Here is a 21,682-nt window from a genome sequence, read left to right on the forward strand (position 1 = left end):
GGCTGGCCGCTGCACACAGCAGTAGGGGTAGGAAAAGGGATTTCATGAAGGGAGAGAGAGGGCAGGAGGCGCTTCAAATGTCGGCGGAAAACCAGCGCACTGTCCACCCTGCGCTGCTAGAGCTACTTCCGCTGCCGCAGCGCCTGCCAGGCGCCGGTAGAGTACAGGGCTGCCCCCATCAGCACGGGCTGGAAAAATAGCCGGCCCAACCGCTTGGCATCGGTGTCGAGGCCGAAGGCGGAAAGGTGGTGGGTGTACTGATGAATATTGCCCGGAAATACCAGCGCGTAGAATACGGCCAGGACCAGGCCCATTTCTACCCGGCGGCGCTTCCAGAGCAGCAGCGCCAGCCCCAGCCCAATCTCGGCTACCCCCGATAGCAGCACCACCGTGTCCTTGTTCAGCGGCACGAAATCGGGCACCTGCGCCTGAAAATCCTGCCGGGCAAAGGTGAGGTGCCCCGTGCCGGCCACTACCATAAAGGTGCCCAGCAGCCCGCGGGCCACGTTTTGCCAAGTTGTTGTGTGGGGTTGGTGAAGCATGGCTTTCGGAGCGGTTGGTTGGAAGCTATGCTATACGGCGGGCGGCTATGGACAGTAATAGAATTTTGAGGCTCGAAAGAGCGTCATGCCGAGCGCAGCCGAGGCATCTCGCGTGGGAGGAACCTCACCCCGGCCCCTCTCCTTGGGGATAGGGGAGCCTGACGGTAACCAAAAGAAAAAGCCCTAGCTCAATTGGGCCGGGGCTTTCTGTTTTCTGGAATTGAGCTAAAACCTTGTGCCGTGGCTCCCCTCTCCTTGGGGAGAGGGGTCGGGGGTGAGGTTCCACCATACGAGATGCCTCGGCTGCGCTCGGCATGACGGCCTTTTTCAAAGTGCCTCGTGGGTGCCTAGTGCGCCTGCAGCCAGTTGTTTCCGGTGCCTACTTCCACTTCCAAGGGCACGCCGCGGGGCAGGAGCAGCGCATGAGTCATCAGCTCCTTGATTTTGGGGGTGATGTATTCCACCTCGTCTTTCACGGCGTCGAACACCAATTCGTCGTGCACCTGCAGAATCATGCGGGTTTGGAGCTTCTCCTCGCGCAGCCAGTGGTAGATGTTAATCATGGCCATCTTGATGATGTCGGCGGCCGTGCCCTGGATGGGGGCGTTGATGGCGTTGCGCTCGGTGTAGCCGCGCAGCGTGGCGTTGCGCGAGTTGATGTCGCGCAGGTAGCGGCGGCGCTTGAGCAGCGTTTCGGCGTATTCCAGCTCGCGGGCTTTGTTAATGCTCTCGTCCATGAACTGCTTCACCGACGGGAATTCCTGGAAATAGGTCTCGATGATGTCGGTGGCCTCCTTGCGGCCGATGCCGATGCGTTGAGCCAGGCCGAAGGCCGAGATGCCGTAGATGATGCCGAAGTTGACTGTTTTGGCTTTGCGGCGCATATCGGCGTCTACTTGGTCAATCGGCACTTTGAAGACTTTGCTAGCCGTGCTGGCGTGCACGTCGATGCCCTGGCGGAAGGCCTCAATCATGGTTTTGTCGCCCGAGAAGTCGGCCATGATGCGCAGCTCCACCTGCGCGTAGTCGGCGGCGAGCAGCACGTGGTTTTCGTCGCGCGGCACGAAGGCCTTGCGGATTTCGCGGCCCTTTTCCGTGCGGATGGGGATGTTCTGCAGGTTGGGGTTGGTGCTGCTCAGGCGTCCTGTCGCCGTCACGGCCTGGTTGAAGTTGGTGTGCACGCGGCCATCGGCTTTGTTCACCAGGCCTGGGGCAGGGCCTCCACGTAGGTGCTGCGCAGCTTGGTAAGCTGGCGGTGCTCCAGAATCAGGGCCGCAATGGGGCGTTCGGCCGCCATCTGGCTCAGAATTTCCTCGCCGGTGGCGTACTGGCCGGTTTTGGTTTTCTTGATTTTGCCGCCGCCCAGCTGCATTTTGTCGAACAAAACCTCCCCGAGCTGCTTGGGCGAACCGATGTTAAACGGCCCGCCGGCTTCGGCAAAAATCTGGCCTTCCAGCTCCGTGATGTAGCCCTGCAGCTCGGCCGAGTACTCGTTCATGGCGTTGGAATCGATGCGCACGCCCTCGTACTCGATGCTGGAGAGCACCGGCACCAGCGGGTTTTCCACGTCGTTGAGCAAGCCCAGCAAGCCCAGGTCCTGCAGCATGGGCTCAAACACGTGCTTGAGCTGCAGGGTCACGTCGGCGTCTTCGCAGGCGTAGTCCTTCACCTCGGCGGGCGGGATGTCGGCCATGGTTTTCTGCTTCTTGCCCTTGGGCCCAATCAGCTCAATAATGGAGACGGGCGAGTAGTGCAGGTAGGTTTCGGCCAGCACGTCCATGTTGTGGCGCATGTCGGGCTCGATGAGGTAGTGAGCCAGCATGGTGTCAAACAGCTGCCCGCTCACTTCTACGCCATAGTGCCGCAGAATGGTGAGGTCGTACTTCACGTTCTGCCCGATTTTCAGAATGTGCTCGGCCTCGAAAAAGGGCAAAACTCGTCCACAATGGCCTGCACGGCCTCATGGTCTTCGGTGGGTACGGGCACGTAGTAGGCCTCACCCGGCAGCCAGCAGAAGCTCAGCCCCACGAGCCGCGCGGTCATAATGTCGAGCCCGGTGGTTTCGGTGTCGAAGCTGACTTCGTTTTGCTGGAGCAGGAAGCCCAGCAGCATCTTGCGCAGCTCGGGCGTATCTATCAGGTGGTACTGGTAGGGCACGTCTTCCAGCCGCTTGCGCGGGCCGCTGGGGGCGCCGTAGCTGCCCGTTTCGCCTTCCTCAGCCCCGATGGCAACGGCTTCGTCGCCGGGGTTGGCGAAGAGCGAGGCCTGGCCGGCCGCCACCCGCGGGCGCCGGGCGCCGGTGGTGCCGGGCTTGGCCACGCTGGCCGGGGTGCGCTGAGGTCCGCCGCTCAGCACGCGGGCCGCCAGCTGCCGAAACTCCAGGCTCGTCGAACAGCTCGCGCAGCTTGGCTTCGTCGGGCGCATCCAGCACCAGTGCCTCGGGCTCGAAGGGCAGCGGCACGTTTACGTGGATGGTGGCCAACTCCTTGCTCATCAGGCCCTGCTCGGCGAAGTTGCGCACGTTTTCCTGCTGCTTGCCCTTGAGTTGGTCGGAGTTGGCAATTAGGTTCTCGACCGTGCCGTACTGCTTTATCAGGGCCTTCGCCGTCTTCTCGCCGATGCCCGGAATGCCGGGAATGTTGTCGGAGGCGTCGCCCTGCAGGCCCAGAATGTCAATCACCTGCTCCACCCGCTCAATTTCGAAGCGGGCCAGCACGTGGTCGACGTCCAGGATTTCGGCCGCGTTGCCCATGAAGGCCGGGCGGTAGATTTTGATGTGCTCCGTCACCAGGCGGCAGTAGTCCTTGTCGGGCGTCATCATGTACACCTCGAAGCCCTGCTCCTCGGCCCGCTGCGCCAGCGTGCCAATAACGTCATCGGCCTCAAAGCCATCGAGCTGCAGGATGGGGATGTGGAAGCCCTGGATAATCTTCTTGATATACGGAATGGCGATGCCGATGTCCTCGGGCATGGCCTGGCGCTGCGCCTTGTAGGCCGCAAACTGCTCGTGGCGGAAGGTTTTTTCGGCCCATCGAAGCACACGCCGATGTGGGTGGGCTTTTCCTTTTGCAGCACTTCCACCAGCGTGTTGGTGAAGCCGAGCACGGCGCCGGTGTTCATGCCCTTGGAGTTGATGCGCGGGTTTTTGCTGAACGCGAAGTGCGAGCGGTAAATCAGCGCAAAGGCGTCGAGCAGGAAGAGTTTTTTGGCAGGAGCGGCGGGTTGTTCAGACATAGAGCGAAGGTACGGGCGTCGGCTGCAGAAGGGTACAGCTTATCGAAATCGAACGGGGAAGGCGTGCAGCCGCGCGTTGCCTGTCATGCAGTCGAATGTCATGCAGAGCGCAGCAAATCGCAGGTCGGCGTAGCCAAGCATCTTTACCACTTCGCTTGTCATGCTGACGAAGGAAGCATCTTATCAAGTCAGAACCAATCGTTCCACGGTGAGAAGATGCTTCCTTCGTCAGCATGACAGATGGTTGATTGGCTTACAGCGGCTGCTTCACTTCTACCACGAAGCTGGTGCTGCCCGCCAGGCCGGTAGCCGCCAGCCCTTGCAGCACCACTAAGTAGCGGCCGGCCTGGTCGCCGGTGTAAAAATCCAGCGTGTTGGGCTGGCTTGCCATCGTGTTGATGTTGGGGTTCCAGTAGAGCAGGTTGCGCAGGTCGGGCAGGCGGCTTTGCTTTTCCTGCGGCGTGTCGTAGCGCGGGGCGTAGAACTCGCGCTGCCGCTGCACGCCCTCGTACTGCTGCACCAGGGCGTGGGCATCGAGCGGGAAGCCCTCCAGGTCGCCCTTGTAGGTGGTGAAGCTCACCACCCGCTGTACACGGCCAGGCCGTGGAAATAGCGGCCATCTATTACCTCGAGCTTCTGAATCTTGAGCGGGTTCATGGCCATGATTTTGTTCATGTTGAACACGGGCACCCCGTCGAGCAGCACCATGGGGTTGTCGGCAAACACCGTATTGTTCAGCTTGTCGAGCACTAGCAGGTGAAAGCCGTCTTTCTGAATGCGAACCACTACGCCCGGCACGTATTCGCGCAGCACTTCCTCCAGCACCTTAAAGCGGGTGTACCGGTCCAGAAAATACTTCTCATCGGGCTTGCCATAAAACGCCACGGTGTCGACGGCCGGGGCCACAAAGCGGTTCCGGTACTTGCCGGCAAATGCGTTCTGCACCTGCGACTGGAAGTGCCGCCGGGCGTAGTCGTTCTGGAAGCGCGCCGTGAGGCCAAAAGACGGCCGCGCCGTGCTGGCGTACTGCTGCGAAAACGGGTCGAGTAGCTTAATCTGGCAAGTGCTGTCCTGGCGCGGGTCGGTTTGCACAATAACTTCCTGCGGCCCCACAAAATCGTGCATCTCAAACTGCACCCGTCCGTTGGCGTCGCTCAGCGAATTGGTGAGCCGGGTGATGCGGCTCGGCGAGGCCAGGTAGGTCATCACGGCCGTGCGCGGCGTGGCAGTGCCCGCCCGCATGAGCTGCCCCCGCACCACCGGCCCGTTGGGCTCGGGCAGAAATTCGAACGGCTTGGACGTGGCGGCCAGCACATCTTCCCAGCGCCAGCGGCTCCAGCCCTGCGTCAGCATCAGGTGGTCGGCGGCTTCGGCCGCTTCGGGGCCCGTGGCAGTGAAGTAGTAGTCCGGGTTTTCAATGGTCCCCTTCAGGTCCGAGGAGAGCCACAGGTAGCGGTCGATGGTGGCCGGCGCCGTGGTATTGAGCGAATCGAGGCGGTACACGGCCATCGATAGGTTGGCGCCCACGGGCGTTTGCTGGTCGGCCGTGGCTACCTGCACGCTCACCTTGTCGCGGGCGGTGTAGTGGGCCTTGTCGGGGCGGGCCGCGACGGTGAGCCGGCGCTGGGGCGCCTGGAAATACAGCCGCTCGCACACCGGCCGCTGGCCGGAATTGAACAAGGTGAAATGCGAAACGCCATCCAGAAGTTGGGCTTTGTTGACCACAAACACTGCCTGGCCATTCACGAGCCTGCGCCTGCAGGGCCACCACCGTTTTCTGGCGGGCGTGGCCGAGCAAAAACACCGTTTCCGCCGGGTTGGCCGTTCCGTTCACCGTCACACTCAGTTGGTCGGGACTGGTGTTTTCGAGGCGCAGCACGTAGCCCTGCTCGTACACCCGGGTCAGCTTCCGGCTGATGACCTGGTTTTTGCCCACCGTCACCACGGCCGAGTACGGCCCCTGGTCCACGGCCGGGGTGAGGGTAAACGAGCCCATGCCCAGCCGCCCCGCCCGGAACGTGGCTACCACCGCCCCACTGGGGTCGAGGACTTTGCCGTCGGCCGCAATGCCTTTGCCGGCCTTGTCGGTTACCTTGAACGCCACTTTGCTGCGCAGCCCCTTCACCAGGTTGCCGCCTTCGGGGAAGAACTGCGCGTCGAAGCTGGCCGAATCCTGGCTGGCCGCCCCCGAGGCCGCTGAGGTGTTAATCACCGTCACGGTGGTGTGGAAGTACGTATCGGGCCCGAAGTTCTTCATCCAACTCGTATATGCCCGTACCGTGTAGCTGCCCGCCCCCAGCGAGGCCGGCAGCACAAACGACCCCTGCCCGGTGGCCTGCTTTAGGGCCACCTTGCCCTGCAGCACCGGCTGCTGGGCTGCGTTCAGGACCTCCACGTAGGCCACGCTGCTCAGGGTCAGGGGCGGGCGTGGGTGCCTTCCACGGCGTACACCTTAAACCACATGGTTTCGCCGCTCAGGTACACGGGCCGGTCGAGGTGCAGAAAGAGCTTTTCGTGCGGGCCGCGCTGCTCGTATTGAGCCAGTTTTTGGGTAATGGTTTCGCCGGGCCCGGCCTGGCCGGCCGCGGTGCCCAGGCTCGCCAGCCCAAGCACGAGCAGCCATCCAAAAAATGCACAGAAGCCGCTGGCGGAGTGGTGTTTAGAAAGGGCCATGTCGTGGCAAGGGCTGGATGATACGAACCTCATGATTACCAGAATGTAGGCTTGGTGACGGTGCCGCGGCTGCGGCAGTCGACGCATTCCCGGGACTTGGCCTCGTAGCCTATCACAACACTGTTCGGGTTCCGAATGGGTTGAATAGGGATAAAACTGGGTCCGGAAAAGGCCGCATGCAGCAGTTCTTCGGGCTTGGGAGGAGGCATGCCTCGGTTGAGGAACACGCTATCGGGCGGCAAACAGCTTTCGTACCCATTCAGGACCGCCAAAGTGCTGGGCAGCTCCTGCCGCCGGATGAAAATCCTTTTTCCGAGAGCGAGTGAGCCCCTATAAAGCCCAGGGCAATTTCAGAGTCACTGTTGAGGCAGCGCACGTTGCCGGTGAGTTGAGCCGGCTGAGGGTCGAATAGGGAGCCGATGCTTTCGGTGTTTTTGCGCAGCAGCTCCCAGTAGCCGTATTCCTCCTTGGTGAGCGCATGCTGCTGCACCAGGATGCTGTAGCGGGAGTAAAAGCGCTCCGAGTTGGCGGGCAATTGCTTGACCCGGAAGTTGGACACCACGTCCTGGCTCAGGGCCGTAGTCTTGTCGATTTGCACGGCCGAGGAATGAACCGTGCCGTAGCACAGCGTCGGGTACGGCACCACAATGTCGCGCATTTTCCCGCCCACGTACTCCACCGTGGGCCGGTACACGGGGTTGATTTCCCAGGTTTCGTCGGTTTCCCAGCGGTAGTACTGGGTGGCGTTGGTGGCGTCGTGGGCATTGAGGTAGAAATTCAGCTCCGACTTCTCCTGGCGCCAGTTCAGCTGGTCGATGGGTGGGGTGGTTTTCACGGGCACAAACGCCGAGGCGTACTCTTTGCCCGCCAGGGTGTTGAGGTGCAGGCGGTACTTGCGGCCGGGGTTCAGCGTAAGAAAGGCGGAGGTGTACGTGCCCACCGGCGCCTCCCGGAGCAGGAAGCGGGTGCCGGCTTCGTCCTCGATGTAGGCCGTGGCCTTGGTTTCCATGGGCGCGGCTGCGCGCGAGCCAATGGCGTAGGTGCGCGTGAGCTTAATCGTGGTCATGCCCTGGCTGTTGATGAACCCATCAACCACCAGGAAACTCTTGGGCGCCGTGATGGCCTCGGGCAGGTACGGGTCGGTGCACCCAAAAAGCAGCGCCAGGCAGCAGAGCAAGGCCCGGCGGGCAGAGAAAGGAGATGCTGGCATGGAGAAGAGAAGTTGAGAACGGGCTTTAAGCCAGAAATTGAGCTGAAAGGCTGACTAACCAGGGGCGTTCATTACCAGAAGCCAGGCTTGACGGAGGTACCCCGGGTGCGGCAGTCGATGCAGTCGCGCGACTGGCCGAGGAAGCCCCGCCCTTGGATGTCCTAAAGTCGCTGATGGGCAAGTACTGGGGTTGGCCAAAGGCGGCGTCCAGCACTTCCTGGGGCGGGGCGGGGAAACACCCCGCGGGTGGGCACGAATATGCTGTCGGGCGGAATGCAGGCCTCATAGCCCGTGCGCACGGCGCGGGGTCGGGCAGCTCGGTGTGGGCGATGAAGATGCGCTTTTCGGTGACTGAGTGCGCCCCGACGTACCCCAACACCACCTCGCCGGTATTGCTGAGCGCGTGGACGTTGCCGGACAGCTGCACGGGCTGGGGGTCGAAGAGCGTGCCGATGCTTTCGGTATTTTTGCGCTGCAGTTCCCAGTACTCGTATTCCTCCTTGCCGAGGGCGTGCTGGCGCACCAGGATACTGTAGCGGGTGCTGAAGCGTTCGGACGAGGCGGCCAGGACCTTCACCCGGAAGTCAGCCACCACGTCCTGGCTCAGGGCGGTGGTTTTGTTAATAAGGATGGTGCTGGATGCGGCATTGCCCCAGCAGACGGTGGGGTAAGGCACCCGGATGCTGCGCATGACCCTGTTGACGTACTCCACGTTGGGCTGATAGGGAGAATGGATTTCCCAGGTTTCGGCGGTTTCCCAGCGGTAGTATTTCGTGGTGTTGGTGTCGTCGTGGGCGTTCACGAGAATGTTCAGCTCCGACTTCTCAACCCGCCAGCGGACGTTGTCGATGGGCGGGGTGGTTTTGGCTGCCACGAAGTCGGAGGCGAACTCCTTACCCGCTTGCGTTCGCAGACGCAGCCGGTATTTTTTGGCCGGGCTCAGCACCAGCGCGGCCGAGGTGTAAGTGCCCTTCACGCCTTCCTGCAGCACATTGCGCCCGCCGGCCTCGTCTTCGATGTAAAGCGTGGCCTGCGTTTCGACGGGCGGCGCCCCGGCCGAAGCAATGGCGTAGGCCCGCGTGAGGTTGATGGTGCTGACGCCCTGGGTGTTGATGAACCCGTCGACTACCAAGTAGCTGGGCGGGCTCTTGATGGCGTCGGGCAGGTAGGGGTCGGTGCAGCTGGCCAGGGCCCCCAGGCACCAGAGCCCCACCAGACGGGCGAAGAGGGTAGGGCGGCGCATCTAAAACTTGAAATTGTAGGTGACCGTGGGAATGGGCTGGCCGAAGATGGACAGCTGGTAGCCCTTGATTTGTCCATTTACCGACTTGAAGTAAATGGAGTAGGGATTGCGGCGGCCCGTGAGGTTGTATACGCCCACCGTCCAGGAGCTGTGGGCCAGCTTCTTCACCTTGTGGCTGCCCTCGATGTTCAGGGCCAAATCGAGGCGCATGTAGTCGGGCACGCGGTAGGCGTTGCGGTCCGAGTAATACACCCGCAGCGAGTTGCCGAGGTAGTATTTGGACAGGGGCAGCGTGATGGGGCGGCCGGTGCTGTAGTTGGCGTTCAGCGAGGTGCTGAAGCGGCGGCTGAAGCGGTAGTTGCCCACCAGGGTCACGTCGTGGGGCTTGTCGAAATTGGTGGGGTAGTAGCGGCCGCCGTTCACCATGTCGGCGGTGGTGGCCGCGTTCACCTGCACCAGCGAGCGCGAGTAGGTGTAGCCCACCCAGCCATTGAGCTTGCCGGTGAGCTTCTTCACGAAAAGCTCCACGCCGTAGGCTTTGCCCTCGGCGTTGATAATGTCGGTTTCGATGTGGTGGTTGAGCACGAGCGTGGCGCCGCTCTTGTAGTCCACAAAGTCGCGCAGGGTCTTGTAGTAGGTTTCCACCGACGCCTCGATGGTGTTGGACTTGAAGTTGCGGTAGTAGCCCACCGACACCTGGTCGCCGATTTGGGGCCGGATGTTGGCGTCGCTGAGCTTCCACACATCGGTGGGCGACACTGACGCCGTGTTGGTGAGCTGGTGAATGTACTGGCGGGTGCGCGTGTAGCTGGCCTTCACCGACGATTTATCGTTGAGCGAATACCGCGCCGAGAGCCGATATTCGGGGCCATGGTAGGTGGCCAGCACCTTGTTGGAGCCGTACGTCACCGTGTCGGTAATAGAGGCTTCCGAGCGTGACTCGCCAGGGGCGTACCGGTACACCTCGCGCGGCCCCAGCGCCTGGAAGTAGGAGTAGCGCAAACCCGCCGAGACGGAAAAGCGGGGCGTAATGTCGAACCGGTCCGACACGTACAGCGCGCTTTCCTGGGCTTTTTCCTGAGGCAGCACGTCGGGCTTTATCAGCGATGCGGCGCCGCGCGGCAGGAAGCTGCCGGGCGCGATGTTGTAGCGCTGCGTGCTGGCTCCAAAGTCCACCGTGTGCCGGGAATTGGGGAAGTAGCTGAAATCGGCCCGCAGCCCGGTCTGGTCGATGGCGTACTTGAGCTGCGAGGCCGTCACCTCGTTTTTCTCGCTCGTCACGTCGTAGTCGTAGTGGCTGTAGGTGCCGGTGAGCACGCCGTAGAGCTGGTTGGTAAAGCTGTGCCGCCACTTCACGCTGGCGTTCTGGTTGGTGTAGTGGTAGGCCGTGTCGCTGGCCAGCCGGAACCGGTCAGAGCTGAAATAGCCGGTGGCGTAGATGGAGTTCTTGTCGTTGAGCCTGGTGGCTCACGTGCCCCGTAAGGTCGTAGAACCCCGCCGAGCTTTGCTTGAAGTTTTTGTCCGAAAGCTGTTTCAAAATCCAGTCGGAGTAGCTGGCGCGCCCGCTCACAATGAAGGAACTGCGGTCTTGAGCCAGCGGCCCTTCCAGCGTGAGGCGGCTGGTGAGCGGCCCGATGCCGCCCGAGCCCGCCAGCTTTTTCTTATTGCCTTCCCGCGTGGCAATGTCCAGCACCGACGACAAGCGCCCGCCGTACTTAGCCGGAATGGCGCTCTTGTACAGCTCCACGCCCTGCAGAATGTCGGGGTTGAAGGCGGAAAAAGCCGAACAAATGCGAGGGATTGTAGATGGTGGCGTCGTTGAACAGAATCAGGTTCTGGTCGGTGGCGCCGCCGCGAACGTTCAGTCCGGTGCTGCCTTCGCCCACCGATTTCACGCCCGGCAGCGTGAGAATTACCCGCAGAATATCGGTTTCCCCAAAAGCTGTGGGTACCTGGCGCATGGTCTTAATGTCGAGCTTCTCCAAGCCCATCTGCATGCCCGACACGTTCTTGTCCTTCTCGGCCTCAATCACCACTTCCTTGAGCTGCACGATGTCTTCTTCCACCTCGATTTCGAGCTTGCCGTCGCCCCGCAGCACCACCTGCCGCTTGGTGTTTTTGATGCCCACGCCCCGGATTTTGAGGTCGTAGCGCCCCGCCGGCAGCGTGAGCGAGTAGTAGCCAAACTGGTCGGTGCTGGCCCCAATGTTGGGCGACTCGGAATAGATGGAAGCGCCAATCACCGGCTCACCGGACTTCTGCTCGCGAATGTGACCCGCCAGCGTCACCTTGCCGGCGCCGCTGCCCGCCCCGCCAATTTCGTACACCTTGTACTCCGAAGCGCTCACGTAGCGGGAGCGGCCCGTCTCAGCGGCCACGGGCTCGTCGGACGCCGCGGCGCTGCTCGTTACGGCACGAGGCGTGTAGAAGTCGGCCGCCAGCGCGGGGTCGATGGCCGCGCCCGAGAACACAAACACCCGGTTTTCGTCGTCGATGGCGAAGCGGAACTTGCTGTTTTGCAGGGCCTGCTGCAGCACGGCGCGCACCGGCTGCTGCTGCACCTGCAGCGTCACAAACAGACTGTCTACGGCGGCCGGGTCGAAGTAAAACCGCACCGCGGCCTGGGCTTCTACCTGGCTGGCGAACTGCTCAAACGGGAGATGCGAAAAATTACCGCTGACTAGTTTTTCGGCCTGCTGCCCACGGCCCGGCAGGCTCAGCAGCGCAAAAAATACCAGTAAGAATAATGAATAAGCGTGCTTCATAAAAGGCGGTAACTAGCGCGGGCAATGGGGTAGGACGTGGGCGGAGGGCTCGCTACTTGGCCGTCGGCAGGCTGCAGTAGTAACGGGCCAGCTGCACAACCGAGGCCTCAAAATCAGCCTTTCTAAAGCTCAGCTTCTGCTCCTGCATAAACTTTTGCAGGGCCGGCTTCTGGTCCGCAAACAGGCGCAGCGCCTGCGACTTCCGCTTGATGGCGTAGTACTGGCCGGCTTTCCTGATAAAGAGGCGGTCGGTGTCGGTAAACTCCACGTCGACTTGCTGTTGCTGCAGGTGCTCCTGCTGGCGCTTGGCTCGCTTGGCCAGCACCTGCACGCTGCTGTCGACCAGCACTTCGTAGTACCCCGTGCGTATCACCGCGCCCGACGCGCTATCGGCCACCAGCCGGATAAAGGAGTGGTTGTTGACGGTGAAGCCGCGCGCCTTCTCGTTGATGAGCCGCAGCAGCAGCGGGCTCGTGGGGTGCGATAGCACCACTTGGTCCAGCACCACGTCGTACGCCAGGCGAATGTTCTGGAACGACTGGCCGTTGTAGTCCACCCGGCCGGTCTGCATATCCGGCGACAAGAAGAACTGATGGCCGGTGCGCGCGTGGTACCGCTTGGCGTAGTCCACGTACTCGGGCCCGTTGTAAAGCTGCGGGTGGCCTCCAAAAGAGGCCGCGTATTGCTCCTGCAGCTTTGCCGTGGCCACCGCGACAGATTCATCGGCCGCCGCTGACTGGCCGAAGGCGGCCGGGCGCAGGGCCAACAGGCAGAATACCGCCGAAAGCGCAATGGCAAGTGTTTTCATGGTTACCAGTGCGGCAGTGGAGATATTTGAAAGCGGCTGGCGAGTGCCGGCACCAGTCCCGAGCACTCCGTTGGGCAAGAAAAGTGGCAAAAGAGCAGTAAGCCGAACCTTAGCCGACGAAAGTTAAGCCATAGAAATGTATCAATCATTGAGCTGACCGGCTCAAGTACGGATTGGTTGCCTACGCAACCTGCGAAAAATTACATTGCCCCGAACATCTGGTGGCCGGGCTGCTTTCTACTGCAGTCCTTAATTGAGCCGTCCGCGACCTTACCTGCAAGCATCCATGCGCTACGTTTCCCTCGACCTCGAAACGTCCGGCCCGCACCCGCACCGCCACCAGGTGCTGGAGCTGGCCGCCGTTATCGAAGACACGCGCCGGCCGCTGCCGCTGGCCGAGCTGCCGGCCTTCCGGCGCGTGGTGCACCACCCCGAGTACGTAGGTACGGCCGGCGCCCTGGCCCTCAACGCCCGCCTGCTCGTGGAGCTGGCTCAACCCACCCCCAACCCCGAGCGGTGCACGCCCGCCGAGCCTGCTGCCTCAACTGCGGGCGTTTCTGCTCACCCACGGCTTCCGGCCCAATCCGCACGACTGCGTGGCCGTGACGCTGGCCGGCAAAAACGTGGCGTCCTACGACCTGGGGTTTCTGAAAGAGCTGCCCGGTTGGGGCACGCTCGTGCGCGCCGACCCGGCCATGCTCGACCCCGCGGCCTTTTACCTCAACTGGCAAAAAGATTCGCGCCTGCCTTCTATGAGCATCTGCAAGGCCCGCGCCCGCTTCGACGACCGCGAAGTGGCCCACGAAGCCCTCGCCGATGCCCTGGACGTGGTGCGCCTGCTGCGCCCGTTCTACGAGTTGCCGGTGTACCGGCAAGTGAACGGCGACTAGCGCCGCCTGGCTCAACCCCGCTTCCGCGCCTAAATGCGCTGCAAGCTCTTGTAGAACCCATCCTGGTACGACTTGCCGATGGGCACGTAGTGGCCGCCGCGCAGGTTGGCCGTGTTGTCCTCGATGGATTCGATGTGCTGGGTGTTGAGCAGGTAGCTGCGGTGCACCCGAATGAAGTTGGGAAAGGTGCTCAGGCGGGTTTCCAGGGCTTTGAGCGTGGTGTACACGATGTACTTGTGCTTGTCGGTGACGATGTTGACGTAGTCGGAAAGGGCTTCCACGTACAGCACGTCGTCAAAATTGATGCGCACCATGCGGCTGTTCACCTTCACAAACAGGTCGGTGTTGACGGGGCCGTCCGGGGTGGCGTGGGCGGCTGGGGCCACGCTCTGGCGGGACTGCACCCGCTGCACCGCCTGCGAGAAGCGGGCAAAGTCGAAGGGCTTCACCAGGTAGTCGGTCACGCGCAGGCTCGAAGGCGTCGACGGCAAAATCCTGGCGGGCGGTGGTGATGATGACTTCGGGCGGGTCGGTGAGCACGCGCAGCAGCTCGAGGCCGCTGAGGTGGGGCATTTCGATGTCCAGAAACAGCACGTCCACCTTGTTGCCTTCCCGGAAGAACGTGAGGCCGGCAATGCCATCGGCCAGGGAAGCTTCCAGCTTCAGGTTGGGGGTGAGCTCAATGTAGTGCTCCAGGGTCAGACGATTTATCTCGTCGTCGTCAATGATGGCGCATGTTAACATAGGAAAAGAAGGAAGAGCGAGTGTGGTGCGCAAATATGGCGACCGCTAAATTAACCGCTTGGGCTACTGCTCAGTTCTGCGCGGCCATTTCCTGCTGCACCAGTTCCTGCACGGCGGGCTGCTCAAAATCGGCCTCGGTCTGGATGTGGGGCATGAGGCGGGCCATGATGGCGTCCTGGCGCTGGCCGGCGGCCCAGGCCTGGGCGTAGGGCGTGTGCGAAAACGTGACCTGCGAGTAGAGCGGCGTCCAGCGGCCGGGAAACTGGCTGGCAATCCGGGCCTCAATCTTCTTCTGGAGCAGAAAGCGCGGGTCGGCCACCCGGTCGCGCATCTCCACGAAGTTGTACACCGCCAGGTCGGCCATGGCGTCGGTGTTGGGCTTGCGCTGGGCCTGAAACTCGCCGAAGATGGCGGGCCAGTCGGCATCACCGTGCTGGTCGAGCAGCTCGTTGAGCACGCTGCAGTCCTCAAAGCCCGCGTTCATGCCCTGCCCGTAGAAAGGCACGATGGCGTGCGAGGCGTCGCCGAGCAGCAGCACGTCGTCCTCGTACTTCCACGGGAAGCAGCGCACCGTGACCAGCGAGCCGGTGGGATGCTCAAAAACTCCTGCGTGAGCGCTGGCATCAGGGGCACGGCATCGGGAAACACACGGGTGAAAAAGGCAGTGACATCGGCCGGCGTTTGCAGCGCGGCGAAGCTCTCCGGGCCTTCGAAGGGAAAAAACAGCGTGCAGTTGAACGAGCCGTCGAGGTTGGGCAGCGCAATCATCAGGTACTGCCCGCGGGGCCAGATGTGCAGCGCGTGCTTCTCCAGGGCCCACGCGCCCCCGGGGCCGGCCTCGATGGTGAGCTCCTTATAGCCGTACTCGAGGTAGTCCTGCGAGTAGTCGAACCGGTCAGTTTTCTGCAGGGCCCCGCGCACGGCCGAAAACGCGCCGTCGGTGCCAAACAAACGGGTGTAGGGCTCGGTGTGCTCCTGCTGGGTGGCGGTATCGAGCAGCTGCGCCTGCTGCTTTTTGAGGTCGATGCCCAGGCACTGCTGGCCGAAGTGCAGGCGCACGTTGGGCTGGGCCTCGGCCAGGTCGAGCAGGCGGCGGTTGAGGTGACCGCGGTTCACGGAGTAAATGGCCTGGCCGGCCTCGCCGTAGGGCTGGCGGGTGAGGTTGCCCTGCACGTCGTGCATGATGCGGCCGGTCATGGGAATGCCCACCTGCCGGATGTCGTCGGCCACGCCCACGCCCTCCAGGGCCCGCCAGCCCCGGTCCGAGAGGGCCAGGTTGATGGAGCGGCCTTCCTGAAAGCCCGCCCGGCGCGGGTCGGCCCGGCGCTCGAACACCTGCACGGGGTGCCCGCGCCGGGCCAGGTACAACGACAGCAAAGAGCCCACCAGGCCGGCCCCCATCACGGTGAGGGATTCGGCGGTGGGCACAGGAGGAACAGCAGTGGACATAAGTGAGAAAGCGAGTGGGGCAACGAAGCTACTACGAGCACCGGTCCCGACGTATTTACATTGGTTAAACTGAGTATTTGTACATACTGTGATAGAGGCATCTAAAGGCTCAACGGGCGGGCAGCGGTGTTTGTCGAGTTTGAAAGCGCGTTCGCCGGAAACGGAATCAGAGGAACAACCATAGCATGACCTTTGAAGAATATGTAGAAGAATATTTATTTAAGCTATGACACATTTTCGGTTTCGATACAAGCGGGTCGGCTACATGCGGTGGCGGTGCCGGAACTCCAGCCGGCGGGCTGTCTGGCTGTTTTTGCCCCTCGCCCCGGTGCTGGGGCAGCACCCCCGGAGCGCGGCGCTTTGGCGGCGCAGCATGCCGGCCTTGTCGAAATTGAGCCCGGCGAATAAAGTTTTACAATACGGGGACTTCATCATCAGCGAAGAGGGCGACCCGCAACTGCTGGGGCACCCGGGTATTAGGTATTAACTATTTATTAAGAAGATAATTATAGCCCGGCGGTAGGGCGATTTAATAAGTTGATATTTTGCGATGTGAGGGAAGAAGGATGGTAGATTTGCACCCTACTTTTTCAAATTCCCATACATGCGTCCATTTTACATTCTTATTTTACTATGTCTTTTGCTGCCGCTCGGCGCTTGGGCCCAGGGCGCGCAAAGCGTTAGCGGCACCGTGCAAACCGAGGCCGGTACGGCCCTGCCCGGGGCCACGGTGTTCATCAAAGGCACCTACACGGGCACCAGCACCAACGAGGAAGGCCAGTTTCAGATAAAATCGGACTTTTCCAAGGGTCCGGTGGTGCTGTCGGTGTCGTTCATCGGCTACGAAACCCAGGAGCTTCCGCTTACCGAGACCGACAACGCCATTACGGTTACGCTGCGGCCCAGCGCCATGCTCGACCAGGTAGTGGTGGCCGCTTCCCGCGTGGAGGAAAGCATCGGCCAGGTGCCGGTGACGGTGGAAAAGCTCAACCAGCGCCAGGTGGAGCAAATCACCACGCCCGACCTGGTGGCCGGCCTGGGCCGGTTCAAAGGCATCGACATCAGCAGCTCCAGCCTGCTCACCACCAGCTTCAGCACGCGCGGCTTCAACTCCTCGCGCTCGGAGCGGGTCATTCAGCTGGCTGATTACATGGACACGCAGGTGCCCAGCCTGAGCAGCAACTTCGGCAACCTGCTGGGCATGCCGGTGCTCGACGTGGCCAGCGTGGAAATTGTGCACGGCCCGGCCTCGGCCCTCTACGGTGCCAACGCCTTCAACGGCGTGCTGCTCACCAACTCCAAAGACCCGTTCAAAGACCCGGGCCTGACCGTGCGCGTGCGCGGCGGCAACCGCAGCCTGCTCGACGGCCGCCTGCGCTACGCCGTTAAAATCGGCGAGCGGGCAGCCTTCAAAATTTCGGGCGGTGCCACCGTAGCCGACGATTTCATTGCGTCCAATGAAGACGCCACCTCTTCGCTCATTGAGCCCGGCAACAACGGCCGCGATTCGAACCTGGGCTACGACGCCGTAAGCCGCTACGGCGACCTCGGCAACACCTTCACGGCCACGGGCGGCGCGCTGGCCGGCAAAACGGTGTTTCTGCCCGGCTTCACCGAGCGCGACCTGATTGCGGGCGACGACAAAACCCGTTCGTATAAAGTAGCGCCCAGCCTGGCGGTGCTGCTCACCAACACCATCAAGGCCACGGCCGACTATAAGTTTGTGAGCGCCAGCACCAGCTACCAGAGCGCCAGCCGCTACCGCTTTCTGGATGGCGGCGCCCACCAGGGCCGCCTGCAGGCTCGAAGGCCGCAACTGGTTTGTGCGCGGCTTCACCACACACGACAACGCCGGCGGACGCGACCCCAAAGCCGACGGCTCCTACAACCTGGGCTTCCTGGGTGCGTTTTTGCAGACCCAGATTGCGCCCAACTTCTTTGTGCCCGTGCCCACCGGCGGCACCCGCCCCGGCTCCTACGCCGAGCGCTATTTTGGCACCTACGCCGCCGTGTACAACCAGGCGTACAACGCCAACGGCCGCAACGCCGACGCCGCGGCCCTGACTGCCCGCAACGCGGCCAACGCCAATGCCCCGCTGCTGCAGCCCGGCACCCCGGAGTTTGCCGCCGCCCGCGACAAAATTATCCACGACCCGACTCCGGGCCAGGGCGCCCGCCTGATACTGCGCTCCATCCTGAACGAGGGCAGCGGCCAGTACACCTACCGCAACAATTTCGCCGACGTGACCTTCGGCGCGGCCTACCGCCAGTTTTTGCTGGGCTCCGACGGCAGCTTGTTTGAAGACACCAAGGACGGCGACCGTATAAAGAACTACGAGTACGGCGCCTATGCCCAGGCCAGCAAAACCCTGCTCGACGACCACCTCAAGCTGGCCGCCGCCGGCCGCGTCGACCGCTTCCAGAACTTCGGCACGGCGTTTTCGCCGCGTGCCTCGGTGGTGTATTCGCTGGGGGCCGACAAGGACCAGAACTTCCGCGCCAGCTTCAGCCGCGCCTTCCGCGCGCCCACCCAGAACGACCAGTACATCCGCCTCGACGTGGGCCGGGCCATTCTGCTGGGCAACGTGAGCGGCGGCTTCCAGGGCTATACCTCGGCCCTGGGCTCGCAGCTTGCTACCGGCCAGCCGGTGCAGTTCGACAGCTACCAGTACAGCGCTGCGGCCCTCAAGCTGGAAGAAGTGAACAGCTACGAAGTGGGCTACCGCGCCCAGTTTGCCAAGAAGCTCTACGTCGACGTGGACTACTTCTACAACACGTACAACAACTTCATTGCCACCCAAAACTTCATCGGCAACATCGACGGCAGCCGGCCCACGCCTGCCCAGGTAGCCGCCGCCGCGCCCGCCCGCTTCCAAAGCAACGCTCTGCCCACCCGCGTGATTCAGATTGCGGCCAACGTGGACCAGCGCGTGCAAAGCCAGGGCGCCGGCATCACGTTGAGCTACGCCTTCGCGCCGGAGCTGACGGTGAGCGGCAACTACAGCTACAATGACCTCATCACCAAAGAATTCAAGGTGGGCACGCAGTCGTTCTTCAACACGCCCCGCCACAAGTTCAACTTCGGGCTCGACGGCCGCCTGCTGGAGCGCGCCCTGAGCTACAACGTGAACTACCGCTGGGTCGACGCCTTCCTCTACGAGTCGACCTTTGCCACCGGCACCGTGCCCGTGGCCCACACCCTCGACGCGCAAGTAGGCTACACGCTCAAGAGCCTGCACACCACCCTGCAAGTGGGCGGCACCAACTTGTTCGACTCGGCCAACCTGCAGGTGTACGGCGCGCCCAGCATCGGCCGCATTGTCTACGCCGGGCTGTTGTTCGACATCAAATAGTTGAGCTAAAATCTCTGATGAAAAAAGCCCCGACCTGCTTGCAGGTCGGGGCTTTTTGTTTTGTCGCAACGCTTAATGCGGATGCACCCAGCGAAAAGTCAAATTGAGCCGGGGCCCAACGGGTCGGGCCGTCTTGGGCAGCGCGTGCTGCCAGTGCTGCTGGGTAGGGCCGCGCATGAGCAGCAGGCTGCCATTCGGCAAGTCGAGGCCGAAAGGTGGGTGGACCACACCGGACCGGGGCCGCAGCCGGAAGCGGCGGGTAGCGCCTAGGCTGAGCGAGGCAATGGCGGGTGCCGGGCCCAACTCGGGCTCGTCGTCGGAATGCCAGCCCATGCTGTCGCGGCCGTCGCGGTAGTAGTTCAGCAGCACGCTGTTGTAGCGGGCGCCGGTGGCAGCTTCCAGGCGCTGGCGCAGGTCAAGCAGGGCGGGCGACCAGGGCATGGGCTCCCAACTCAGGCCGGAGTAGGTGTAGTGGGCCGCCGGGTCGCCGTACCAGGCCGTGAGGCGGGGCTGCGGCACCTCTTGCCCAAATAGGCGAATGGCGCGCTGCTCCCAGGCGACTTCGGCCGTTAGTTGAGCCAACAGGGCGTCGGCTTCTGCGGCCGGGAGAAATTCGGGGTCGAAAAGCAGGTCGGCCTGGGGCAGCAGCAGGGGCGATAAAGCCATGGGCAACGAAGGGCGTTGAGGGCGATGCTTCAGCAGTCGGAGCGAGCCAGTTGGCGCTACTTGGGCATCATGCGCTCCAACTGCTCGCGCACTTCCTTGGGCTGCTTCTGCATCAGGTAGTTGTTCAGCTTCTGGATACCGAACAGCAGCGCAAAGCACACCAGCAGCGGGGGCAGCCAGCTCCGGCTGCGGTAGCTCACCGCCCCCACATTGCGGGGCCAGAACCACAGCACGTACGCCAGGATAGCGGGCAGGTTGAACAGCGGCCCGTACCACGGGCTCATGCCAAAGCGCGGCAGCGCCCACCGCAGGGCGATGGCGCCCAGCACCATGTAGGCCGCGATGAACAAAATCAACCCCAACAAAGCCCGCTTGCGGTCGAGGCGCCACAGGTTGATGCCCAGCAGCGTGCCCCCGGCCAGAAACGTGAACGGTATGGAGAACAGCACAATGGTGATGGGCGAATACAGCGCCGGGCCCGCCGCTGCGGTGGGGTCTTCGGCCTCGGTGGCTTGCAGGCGCTCGGCTTCGGCGGCTTCTTCGGTGGCCCGCTGGGCCGCGGCGGCTTCTTCCAGACCGGGACGCAGGGCGGCTTCTTCGGGGGCGGGCTGCCCGCGGCGGCGCAGCTCATCAAAAGCCGCCAGCACGGCCGCCTCCCGGTACTGGACGTAGCCGGTCACGTATTCGCGCAGGGCTGCGTCGGTCTTGAGCAGCATCTTAGCGGCGTAATCTTCCATTTTGGTCAGTTAACAGTTAGTAATGAACAGTGAACACTGAGTTGTGGCAAGTGGGAGGTCAGAAATAACCCCTACCCGTTCACTGTTAACTGTTCACTGTAAAATTCCCGCAGCGCGACACCCACCCGGCTTACGTCCTCAAACGAATTATAGAGCGGCACGGGTGCCAGGCGAATGACGTTGGGCTCGCGCCAATCGGCAATAATGCCCAGACTGGCGAGGTAATCGAACAGCTCGCGGCCGCGCTGGTGCACCAGCACCGAGAGCTGGCAGCCGCGCTGAGTTGGGTCGGTGGGGGTAATGATTTCGAGCTGACTAGTGGGCAAGCCCAATTCGCGGATAAGGGTTTCGAGGTAGGCCGTGAGCCTGCTCGCTTTTGCGGCGCAGCGCGGCCATGCCGCCGGCCCGCTCCACGAGTTCGAGGCTGGCGCGGTGAATGGCCATGGGGAAAATCTGGGCGTTCGAAAGCTGCCAGCCGGCCGCGCCGGGCATGGGCCGGAAGCCTTTTTCATCTGGAACCTATCGGAGGGGTCGTGGCCCCACCAGCCGGCCAGCCGCAGCAAATCGGGCCGGTGGGCAAACCGCTCGTGCACGAACACGCCGGAGGTGCCGCCGGGGCCTGAGTTCAGGTACTTGTAGGAGCACCAGCAGGCAAAATCCACGTCCCAGTCGTGCAGATGCATCTCCAGGTTGCCGGCCGCGTGGGCCAGATCGAAGCCCACCAGCGCACCCACCGCGTGGCCCGCCCGCGTGATGGCGGCCATGTCGAAGGCCTGTCCGGTGTAGTAGTTCACGCCCCCGATGAGGATGGTGGCCAGCGAGTCGCCCAGCGCCTGAATGGTGGCTTCGATGTCTTCGGTGCGCAGGGTGTGCTCGCCGGGGCGCGGCACCAGGCTCCACAATGGCCTCGGCCGGGTCGAGGCCGTGCAGACGGGCCTGGCTCTCGATGGCGTACTGGTCGGACGGGAAGGCGCCGCCCTCCATCAGAATCTTGTAGCGCGTGGCCGTGGGCCGGTAAAACGACACCAGCAGCAGGTGCAGGTTCACGGTCAGGTTGTTCATCACGACCACCTCCAGGGGCCGGGCACCCACCAAGCGGGCCGAGGCATCCGTCAGGGTTTCGTGGTAGTGCATCCAGGGCGAAGTGCCGTGGAAATGGCCTTCCACGCCCAGTCGCTCCCAAGCCTCAAACTCCTGCTCCACGGCCGCGCGGGCCGCCTTGGGCTGCAAGCCGAGCGAGTTGCCGCAGAGGTAGGCGCACGGCCGGCCGTCGGGCCCCGGAGGAATGTGAAACTCCTGGCGGAAAGCGGCCAGCGGGTCGGCAGTGTCGAGTTGGGCAGCGGAAAGGGTGGTCGTCATTGCGCGCAA

General features: G+C 62.7%; 24 protein-coding genes and 3 pseudogenes. 4 read left to right on the plus strand and 23 right to left on the minus strand.

The window, feature by feature from the left end; genetic code table 11:
• Positions 1-122: 122 nt before the first annotated feature.
• From ACFQT0_RS04320 to ACFQT0_RS04345, 6 genes and pseudogenes are all read right to left on the minus strand, one after another.
• On the minus strand, positions 123-542 hold the full coding sequence (locus tag ACFQT0_RS04320) for a DoxX family protein (RefSeq protein WP_380200675.1): 420 nt from the start codon (positions 540-542) through the stop codon (positions 123-125).
• 347 nt (positions 543-889) lie between these two features.
• Positions 890-1,744, minus strand: coding sequence for a DNA polymerase (locus ACFQT0_RS04325; protein ID WP_380200677.1), 855 nt, complete (start codon positions 1,742-1,744; stop codon positions 890-892).
• A complete protein-coding gene (locus tag ACFQT0_RS04330) occupies positions 1,741-2,475 on the minus strand; it encodes a DNA polymerase (protein ID WP_380200679.1) in 735 nt (244 codons plus the stop codon). The genes ACFQT0_RS04325 and ACFQT0_RS04330 overlap by 4 nt, the downstream gene beginning before the upstream one ends.
• The gene (locus tag ACFQT0_RS04335; RefSeq protein WP_380200681.1) at positions 2,445-2,822 is read right to left on the minus strand and encodes a hypothetical protein; all 378 of its coding nucleotides are present in this window, start codon (positions 2,820-2,822) and stop codon (positions 2,445-2,447) included. Before ACFQT0_RS04335 ends, ACFQT0_RS04330 begins: the two co-directional genes overlap by 31 nt.
• Positions 2,758-3,294, minus strand: coding sequence for a 5'-3' exonuclease (locus tag ACFQT0_RS04340; protein ID WP_380205909.1), 537 nt, complete (start codon positions 3,292-3,294; stop codon positions 2,758-2,760). Before ACFQT0_RS04340 ends, ACFQT0_RS04335 begins: the two co-directional genes overlap by 65 nt.
• Positions 3,295-3,303: 9 nt before the next feature.
• Positions 3,304-3,719: pseudogene (locus ACFQT0_RS04345) on the minus strand (5'-3' exonuclease); the annotation flags it as partial.
• Between ACFQT0_RS04345 and ACFQT0_RS04350 the strand changes: the two are divergent.
• Positions 3,609-4,013: a hypothetical protein gene (locus ACFQT0_RS04350; protein ID WP_380206150.1), complete on the plus strand. Its 405-nt coding sequence runs from the start codon at positions 3,609-3,611 to the stop codon at positions 4,011-4,013. The pseudogene ACFQT0_RS04345 and the gene ACFQT0_RS04350 overlap by 111 nt on opposite strands.
• A 16-nt stretch (positions 4,014-4,029) precedes the next feature.
• Here the strand turns inward: ACFQT0_RS04350 and ACFQT0_RS04355 are convergent, their stop codons facing one another.
• The 10 genes from ACFQT0_RS04355 to ACFQT0_RS04400 all read right to left on the minus strand — a co-directional run bounded on the left by ACFQT0_RS04355 (position 4,030) and on the right by ACFQT0_RS04400 (position 12,971).
• Positions 4,030-4,356, minus strand: a complete 327-nt coding sequence (locus ACFQT0_RS04355) for a hypothetical protein (RefSeq protein WP_380200683.1) — start codon at positions 4,354-4,356, stop codon at positions 4,030-4,032.
• Positions 4,353-5,456: a hypothetical protein gene (locus ACFQT0_RS04360; RefSeq protein WP_380200685.1), complete on the minus strand. Its 1,104-nt coding sequence runs from the start codon at positions 5,454-5,456 to the stop codon at positions 4,353-4,355. Before ACFQT0_RS04360 ends, ACFQT0_RS04355 begins: the two co-directional genes overlap by 4 nt.
• Positions 5,457-6,191: 735 nt before the next feature.
• Positions 6,192-6,449: a hypothetical protein gene (locus ACFQT0_RS04365; protein ID WP_380200687.1), complete on the minus strand. Its 258-nt coding sequence runs from the start codon at positions 6,447-6,449 to the stop codon at positions 6,192-6,194.
• Between the two features lie 259 nt (positions 6,450-6,708).
• The gene (locus ACFQT0_RS04370) at positions 6,709-7,659 is read right to left on the minus strand and encodes a DUF4249 domain-containing protein (protein WP_380200689.1); all 951 of its coding nucleotides are present in this window, start codon (positions 7,657-7,659) and stop codon (positions 6,709-6,711) included.
• A gap of 25 nt (positions 7,660-7,684) precedes the next feature.
• The gene (locus ACFQT0_RS04375) at positions 7,685-8,902 is read right to left on the minus strand and encodes a DUF4249 domain-containing protein (RefSeq protein WP_380200691.1); all 1,218 of its coding nucleotides are present in this window, start codon (positions 8,900-8,902) and stop codon (positions 7,685-7,687) included.
• Positions 8,903-10,342: a TonB-dependent receptor plug domain-containing protein gene (locus ACFQT0_RS04380; protein WP_380205910.1), complete on the minus strand. Its 1,440-nt coding sequence runs from the start codon at positions 10,340-10,342 to the stop codon at positions 8,903-8,905. It lies immediately after the preceding gene.
• The gene (locus ACFQT0_RS04385; RefSeq protein ID WP_380200693.1) at positions 10,314-10,649 is read right to left on the minus strand and encodes a hypothetical protein; all 336 of its coding nucleotides are present in this window, start codon (positions 10,647-10,649) and stop codon (positions 10,314-10,316) included. The genes ACFQT0_RS04380 and ACFQT0_RS04385 overlap by 29 nt, the downstream gene beginning before the upstream one ends.
• Positions 10,618-11,667, minus strand: a complete 1,050-nt coding sequence (locus tag ACFQT0_RS04390) for a carboxypeptidase-like regulatory domain-containing protein (RefSeq protein ID WP_380200695.1) — start codon at positions 11,665-11,667, stop codon at positions 10,618-10,620. Before ACFQT0_RS04390 ends, ACFQT0_RS04385 begins: the two co-directional genes overlap by 32 nt.
• A 52-nt stretch (positions 11,668-11,719) precedes the next feature.
• Complete coding sequence (locus ACFQT0_RS04395) at positions 11,720-12,475, minus strand: hypothetical protein (RefSeq protein ID WP_380200697.1); 756 nt, start codon at positions 12,473-12,475, stop codon at positions 11,720-11,722.
• Positions 12,476-12,656: 181 nt separating this feature from the next.
• Positions 12,657-12,971 (minus strand): hypothetical protein, encoded by a 315-nt coding sequence (locus ACFQT0_RS04400; protein WP_380200699.1) that lies wholly within the window; start codon positions 12,969-12,971, stop codon positions 12,657-12,659.
• Between the two features lie 100 nt (positions 12,972-13,071).
• On the opposite strand from ACFQT0_RS04400, the gene ACFQT0_RS04405 reads away from it, so the two are divergent.
• The gene (locus ACFQT0_RS04405) at positions 13,072-13,365 is read left to right on the plus strand and encodes a hypothetical protein (RefSeq protein WP_380200701.1); all 294 of its coding nucleotides are present in this window, start codon (positions 13,072-13,074) and stop codon (positions 13,363-13,365) included.
• A 29-nt stretch (positions 13,366-13,394) separates the two neighbouring features.
• Here the strand turns inward: ACFQT0_RS04405 and ACFQT0_RS04410 are convergent, their stop codons facing one another.
• The 4 genes from ACFQT0_RS04410 to ACFQT0_RS04425 all read right to left on the minus strand — a co-directional run bounded on the left by ACFQT0_RS04410 (position 13,395) and on the right by ACFQT0_RS04425 (position 15,558).
• Positions 13,395-13,697, minus strand: coding sequence for a LytR/AlgR family response regulator transcription factor (locus ACFQT0_RS04410; RefSeq protein WP_380200703.1), 303 nt, complete (start codon positions 13,695-13,697; stop codon positions 13,395-13,397).
• The gene (locus ACFQT0_RS04415) at positions 13,660-14,109 is read right to left on the minus strand and encodes a LytR/AlgR family response regulator transcription factor (protein WP_380200705.1); all 450 of its coding nucleotides are present in this window, start codon (positions 14,107-14,109) and stop codon (positions 13,660-13,662) included. The genes ACFQT0_RS04410 and ACFQT0_RS04415 overlap by 38 nt, the downstream gene beginning before the upstream one ends.
• Before the next feature lie 70 nt (positions 14,110-14,179).
• On the minus strand, positions 14,180-14,680 hold the full coding sequence (locus ACFQT0_RS04420) for an FAD-dependent oxidoreductase (protein WP_380200707.1): 501 nt from the start codon (positions 14,678-14,680) through the stop codon (positions 14,180-14,182).
• Positions 14,590-15,558, minus strand: a complete 969-nt coding sequence (locus ACFQT0_RS04425; protein ID WP_380200709.1) for an FAD-dependent oxidoreductase — start codon at positions 15,556-15,558, stop codon at positions 14,590-14,592. Before ACFQT0_RS04425 ends, ACFQT0_RS04420 begins: the two co-directional genes overlap by 91 nt.
• A 604-nt stretch (positions 15,559-16,162) precedes the next feature.
• On the opposite strand from ACFQT0_RS04425, the pseudogene ACFQT0_RS04430 reads away from it, so the two are divergent.
• Positions 16,163-16,831: pseudogene (locus tag ACFQT0_RS04430) on the plus strand (carboxypeptidase-like regulatory domain-containing protein); the annotation flags it as partial.
• A 499-nt stretch (positions 16,832-17,330) separates the two neighbouring features.
• A complete protein-coding gene (locus ACFQT0_RS04435) occupies positions 17,331-18,911 on the plus strand; it encodes a TonB-dependent receptor domain-containing protein (protein WP_380200711.1) in 1,581 nt (526 codons plus the stop codon).
• Between the two features lie 72 nt (positions 18,912-18,983).
• Here ACFQT0_RS04435 and ACFQT0_RS04440 read toward each other — a convergent pair whose 3' ends face one another.
• The 3 genes and pseudogenes from ACFQT0_RS04440 to kynU form a co-directional block, all read right to left on the minus strand.
• Positions 18,984-19,577 (minus strand): alpha-ketoglutarate-dependent dioxygenase AlkB family protein, encoded by a 594-nt coding sequence (locus ACFQT0_RS04440; RefSeq protein ID WP_380200713.1) that lies wholly within the window; start codon positions 19,575-19,577, stop codon positions 18,984-18,986.
• 56 nt (positions 19,578-19,633) lie between these two features.
• A complete protein-coding gene (locus ACFQT0_RS04445; RefSeq protein WP_380200715.1) occupies positions 19,634-20,314 on the minus strand; it encodes a hypothetical protein in 681 nt (226 codons plus the stop codon).
• Positions 20,315-20,385: 71 nt separating this feature from the next.
• Positions 20,386-21,673 (minus strand): annotated as a pseudogene (kynU, locus tag ACFQT0_RS04450) (kynureninase).
• Between the last annotated feature and the right edge of the window lie 9 nt (positions 21,674-21,682).

It is taken from the genome of Hymenobacter humi, assembly GCF_042665855.1.
Classification (GTDB): Bacteria; Bacteroidota; Bacteroidia; order Cytophagales; family Hymenobacteraceae; genus Hymenobacter; species Hymenobacter humi.

Coding starts and splice junctions, on each gene's coding strand:
- ACFQT0_RS04320 (WP_380200675.1), bottom strand. CDS start 542: ATGCTTCACCAACCCCACACAACAACTTGGCAAAACGTGGCCCGCGGG.
- ACFQT0_RS04340 (WP_380205909.1), bottom strand. CDS start 3,294: ATGGGCAACGCGGCCGAAATCCTGGACGTCGACCACGTGCTGGCCCGC.
- ACFQT0_RS04365 (WP_380200687.1), bottom strand. CDS start 6,449: ATGGCCCTTTCTAAACACCACTCCGCCAGCGGCTTCTGTGCATTTTTT.
- ACFQT0_RS04370 (WP_380200689.1), bottom strand. CDS start 7,659: ATGCCAGCATCTCCTTTCTCTGCCCGCCGGGCCTTGCTCTGCTGCCTG.
- ACFQT0_RS04375 (WP_380200691.1), bottom strand. CDS start 8,902: ATGCGCCGCCCTACCCTCTTCGCCCGTCTGGTGGGGCTCTGGTGCCTG.
- ACFQT0_RS04390 (WP_380200695.1), bottom strand. CDS start 11,667: ATGAAGCACGCTTATTCATTATTCTTACTGGTATTTTTTGCGCTGCTG.
- ACFQT0_RS04395 (WP_380200697.1), bottom strand. CDS start 12,475: ATGAAAACACTTGCCATTGCGCTTTCGGCGGTATTCTGCCTGTTGGCC.
- ACFQT0_RS04415 (WP_380200705.1), bottom strand. CDS start 14,109: ATGTTAACATGCGCCATCATTGACGACGACGAGATAAATCGTCTGACC.
- ACFQT0_RS04425 (WP_380200709.1), bottom strand. CDS start 15,558: ATGTCCACTGCTGTTCCTCCTGTGCCCACCGCCGAATCCCTCACCGTG.
- ACFQT0_RS04435 (WP_380200711.1), top strand. CDS start 17,331: ATGGCGGCGCCCACCAGGGCCGCCTGCAGGCTCGAAGGCCGCAACTGG.
- ACFQT0_RS04440 (WP_380200713.1), bottom strand. CDS start 19,577: ATGGCTTTATCGCCCCTGCTGCTGCCCCAGGCCGACCTGCTTTTCGAC.
- ACFQT0_RS04445 (WP_380200715.1), bottom strand. CDS start 20,314: ATGGAAGATTACGCCGCTAAGATGCTGCTCAAGACCGACGCAGCCCTG.